The 2,439-nt window shown below is 39.1% G+C and carries 2 protein-coding genes; both read left to right on the top strand.

Annotated elements, in window-relative coordinates:
- The first annotated feature begins 375 nt into the window (after positions 1–375).
- A complete protein-coding gene (locus CWB99_RS23415) occupies positions 376–2,214 on the top strand; it encodes a Mu transposase C-terminal domain-containing protein (RefSeq protein WP_138553691.1) in 1,839 nt (612 codons plus the stop codon).
- A gap of 2 nt (positions 2,215–2,216) precedes the next feature.
- On the top strand, positions 2,217–2,432 hold the full coding sequence (locus CWB99_RS23410; protein WP_249332091.1) for a TniB family NTP-binding protein: 216 nt from the start codon (positions 2,217–2,219) through the stop codon (positions 2,430–2,432).
- Positions 2,433–2,439: the final 7 nt, after the last annotated feature.

The following is a 2,439-nucleotide window of genomic DNA, read 5'->3' as shown; positions in this document are numbered from 1 at the left end:
TTTAATCAATTTGGTATAAATATAAAACGGAAAGCTCAGACTTTATTGCTCGATTCACTCAAAAACGCAAAACAGCTAGAGAAGAGCTCGGAATTGATCTTGTCTTAGTGACTGATGCACAGATTTGTGTTGAACCCATGCTGGATAATCTTAAGCTATTACATCAGTATGCAGGGTATCAAGCACTAACAGAGTTACAGCTGACTATTCTTAATCTACTTGCTCGTTATAAAAAGCTTCGTGTTGGTGAACTTACCCAACTTATCAAAGTAACCGTGGGTGATATTTTTTCTTCAATTTGTAGGCTGCTAACTCTTGGAAAAATTAGCTCAGATCTTTCTTCGAAACTCAGCTTAGATTCACTGGTATGGTGTGATGAATAAAGATGACTTTGGTTTTGCAGATGAGTTTACCAATGAGCCTGCACTATTTAAGCCCATTGAGCCGAAGTCAATTAATCGAGACTTAGCTACATATCCTAAAAACATCCAACAAACAGCAGTTGCTCGAACTAAATATTTGCAATGGATTTCAAAACGATTGATTGGAGGATGGACGGAGAAAAACTTAACTTCTTTGTTAAAAGATATCCCAAGCTTTGAAGGTGAAAAGGTTCCTTCATGGCGAACGTTAGCAAGATGGCACAAGCTATATGTAGAATCCGGCGGAAACATACTTTCACTCGTTCCGAGGCACGACCGCAAGGGCAATAGAAATACACATTCAGAGACAGACAAATTTTTTGAGATGGCGTTAACTCGCTATCGTACAAAAGAGCGCTTATCCGTTGCGGCGGTGTATAGATATTACAAAGATCTCATAACATTGGAAAATGATTCGGTTATCTCTACGCCTTTAAAAGCTTTGTCTTACAAAGCATTCAAAAACCGAATAGATAGCTTACCTCAATATGATCTGATGGTGGATAGATATGGCAAACGACTTGCAGATATTGAGTTTGCCACAGTTGATAGCCACACCTTACCCTTACGGCCTTTAGAAAGAGTAGAGATTGACCACACTCCACTGGATGTAATTTTGCTTGATGATGAAACACTCGTGCCTTTGGGTCGGGCTAATCTAACATTACTGATGGATGTATATAGCCGGTGCATTATTGGGTTTCATATTGGTTTTAAAAGCCCGGGCTATATCGCTGTAATGCAGGCTATACGGCAAGCAATGATACCAAAGGAGCCTATCGTAAGTAGATATCCAGATATAACAGGTGATTGGCCGTGTCATGGAAAGATAGGTACTTTAGTGGTTGATAACGCCTGTGAGTTTTGGTGTGACTCGTTAGACTCTGCTTGTCGTCAGGTAGTTACAAATATCCAATTTAACAAAATAGAACGTCCTTGGCACAAGCCTTTTGTAGAAGGTGCATTCAAGACGATAAACAATAAGTACAATGGTGATATCCCGGGGAAAACCTTTTCAAACATAGCCGAAAAACATGATTATGATCCAAAGAAATATGCACATGTAAGATTTAGTACATATGTTCATCAGTTTCATAAGTGGGTTATAGATGTTTATCATAAGGAGCCTGATTCACGTTACCGTTATATACCATATGAATTGTGGCAAGAAGGGAATGAGAAAACGCCAGTGTATACGTTAGATGCTCAAGAAAGAGAAGATTTAGATGTCGTTCTGGGTATTACCACTGAGCGCACCATACGCAAAGGTGGTATTACATATGAACACATTAGGTATGATAGTGATGAGCTTTCTAGCCAGCGAAAGCTAATGGCACGGAATGAATCAAGAAAAGTAACTATCAAAATAAATCCAAACGATCTCTCCGAAATTTATGTATTTATAAAAGGTGAAGGTGGCTATATTGCTGTGCCAAGTGTGAGCCCGAAGAAAGAACAAATTAAAGGCCTTTCACTTGATATGCATAAGATAAATATTCGCCTTTTGAGAGAAAATACATATGAAAAGGTTGATGAAGTAAGTTTAGCTAAGGCTAGGCTCTACATTAACGAGCGCATTGAAGAGGAAGTAAAAGAAGTCTCTCAGGCCCTTAGAAAAGCGAAAGTTAAAGGGGTGAAAGCAATTGCTAGAGCTAAAAATATTAACAACGAAAACCTGACCTCCATTGCAGCTCCAGCCTTACCTCCTAAAAACAAAGAAGAGATAAAAACGGATCAGCCAAAAGACGACGACAACTGGGATGATTTTGTCTCAGATCTTGAGGCGTTTTAGTTATGCTGACCGAGGCTAAAAAGGCAAAACTCAATCAATTCAAAGCGGTGTTTATTGAATACACCATACCAAAGACCATCATAAACGATTTTGACAAACTGCGTTTACACCACGACCTGGCAGGTGAAAAGCCATGTATGATGCTAAGTGGTGATACTGGCTGTGGTAAATCTGCATTGATTAAACATTACTACGATAACAACTCACGGCCTTGTTGATCAAATC

The sequence above is a fragment of the Pseudoalteromonas rubra genome (assembly GCF_005887095.1).
Lineage (GTDB): Bacteria > Pseudomonadota > Gammaproteobacteria > Enterobacterales > Alteromonadaceae > Pseudoalteromonas > Pseudoalteromonas rubra_E.
Note: the sequence above shows the minus strand (reverse complement) of the source record. Positions and strands in the feature narration are given on the sequence as shown.

What these genes read in the sequence shown, in the direction of transcription:
- CWB99_RS23415 (WP_138553691.1), top strand. Translation starts at nt 376, where the DNA reads ATGAATAAAGATGACTTTGGTTTTGCAGATGAGTTTACCAATGAGCCT.
- CWB99_RS23410 (WP_249332091.1), top strand. Translation starts at nt 2,217, where the DNA reads ATGCTGACCGAGGCTAAAAAGGCAAAACTCAATCAATTCAAAGCGGTG.